2 protein-coding genes and 1 pseudogene are annotated in these 1,948 nt (G+C 62.4%); 2 read left to right on the forward strand and 1 reads right to left on the reverse strand.

Annotated elements, in window-relative coordinates:
• Positions 1–321 (reverse strand): annotated as a pseudogene (locus NKJ21_RS27300) (transposase); the annotation flags it as partial.
• Here NKJ21_RS27300 and NKJ21_RS27920 point away from each other — a divergent pair.
• The gene (locus NKJ21_RS27920; RefSeq protein ID WP_375294012.1) at positions 309–500 is read left to right on the forward strand and encodes an uL13 family ribosomal protein; all 192 of its coding nucleotides are present in this window, start codon (positions 309–311) and stop codon (positions 498–500) included. The pseudogene NKJ21_RS27300 and the gene NKJ21_RS27920 sit on opposite strands and share 13 nt — an antisense overlap.
• 40 nt (positions 501–540) lie before the next feature.
• Positions 541–1,895, forward strand: a protein-coding gene (locus NKJ21_RS27305; protein WP_254733413.1) for an IS3-like element ISCc3 family transposase whose coding sequence is annotated in 2 segments (ribosomal slippage) — positions 541–880 and positions 880–1,895 — 1,356 coding nt in all. Because the reading frame shifts where the segments join, the coding sequence is not laid out codon by codon here.
• The last annotated feature ends 53 nt before the right edge of the window (positions 1,896–1,948 follow it).

A 1,948-nucleotide genomic window follows, 5' to 3' on the forward strand; every position in this document is an offset into this window, starting at 1 on the left:
TCATCTCGTAGGCCTGGCGCAGGTACGCCGCGGCCTCCCGACGCGCGGCGGGCGTCACCACTTTTTTCCCAGCAGGTCTTTCAGCGCGACGTTGTCGAGCATCGCGTCGGCCAGCATCCGCTTGAGCTTGGCGTTCTCGTCCTCCAGCGCCTTCAGACGTCGCGCCTCCGACACGTCCAGCCCGCAGTACTTGGCCTTCCACTTGTAGAAGGTCGGTGAACTGAGACCGTGCTTCCTGCACAGGTCCGCCACCGGCACGCCCGCCTCCTGCTCGCGCAGGATCCCGATAATCTGCTCTTCCGTGAACCGTGATCGCTTCATTCGTCCGTCCTTTTGGTGGGCGGACTCTAATTATTCCTGGAGGAGTTTCAGGGGGTCACGTCACCCCGCATGTCGATTGCGGCGACTTCGTCGTCGTCATCAACGCCGACAAGGTGAAGTTCACCGGCAAGAAGTGTCCGCCGTCAGCGCCAATGAGACAGATTGAGGGTTCCGTTTAGAGGAGGGTTTTGGTCTCATCGAAGTGACGAAGGAACGAAGATGAGACCAAAACCCTTGGCCGCGAAGGCGACGCCCGGTGAGCGGGTGGTGAAGGATATCCGGCGGGCGACGCGCCGGCATTTCTCGGCGGAAGACAAGATCCGGATCATACTGGACGGGCTGCGCGGGGAGGACAGCATTGCTGAGCTTTGCCGCAAGGAGGGCATCGCGCAGAGCCTGTATTACGTGTGGTCTAAGGAGTTCATGGAGGCGGGCAAGCGCCGCCTGGCGGGCGATACGGCCCGAGCCGCGACGACGGACGAGGTCAAGGACCTGCGCCGAGAATCGACGGCCCTCAAAGAGGTGGTGGCCGAACAGGCGCTTGAAATCCGCCTGCTCAAAAAAAGCATGATCGCCGATGGGGGCGACGGGGAATGAGATATCCCGCTTGCGAAAAGATCGAGATCATCCGCCTGGTCGAGCAATCGACCCTGCCCGTGCGCAGGACGCTGGCCCAGATCGGCGTGCCCCGCGCCACCTTCTATCGCTGGTATGATCTTTATCAGACCGGCGGTCCGGAGGCGCTGGAAGACCGCCCGGCGCGCCCAAGCCGGGTGTGGAACCGCATCCCCGAGGATGTTCGCGCCGCGATCCTGGAGATGGCCCTGGAGCACTCGGAGTTGAGCCCGCGGGAGCTGGCGGTGCGCTTCACCGACAGTCAGGGCTACTTCGTCTCGGAAGCCAGTGTTTACAGGCTTTTTAAGAGCCATGACCTGATCACCAGCCCGGCCTTCATCGTCATGAAGGCCGCCAAGGCGTTCACCGACAAGACCACGGCGCCCAACCAGATGTGGCAGACTGATTTTACCTACTTCAAGATCATCGGATGGGGCTGGGTCTATCTGTCGACGATCCTGGACGACTTCTCGCGCTACGTCATCGCCTGGAAGCTGTGCACGACCATGAAGGCGGGGGACGTCACCGATACGCTGGAACTGGCGCTCAGCGCGTCGGGCTGCGATCAGGTCAGCGTCCGGCACAAGCCGCGTCTGCTGTCGGACAATGGCTCCAGTTACATCTCGGGCGAACTGGCCGACTGGCTGGGGAAGCAGGAGATGAAACACGTCCGGGGCGCACCCTACCATCCCCAGACCCAGGGCAAGATCGAGCGCTGGCATCAGACCCTGAAGAACCGCATCCTGCTGGAGAACTACTTCCTGCCCGGCGACCTGGAGGCCCAGATCGGCGCCTTCATCGAGCACTACAACCACGCCCGCTATCACGAGAGCCTGGAGAATGTAACGCCGGCCGACGCCTACTTCGGCCGAGCCGCCGACATCCTGCGCCGCCGCGCCAGCGTCAAGCGACAGACCCTTGAACATCGGCGCTTGCAGCACCGCAAAATCGCCGCCTAGATATCAAACCCAGACGAGGCCAACCCTCCACTAAATCCGCAGCCCGGCTGTCT

This window comes from Klebsiella sp. SWET4, from assembly GCF_024296565.1.
In the GTDB taxonomy this organism is placed as follows: Bacteria; Pseudomonadota; Gammaproteobacteria; order Enterobacterales; family Enterobacteriaceae; genus Klebsiella; species Klebsiella variicola.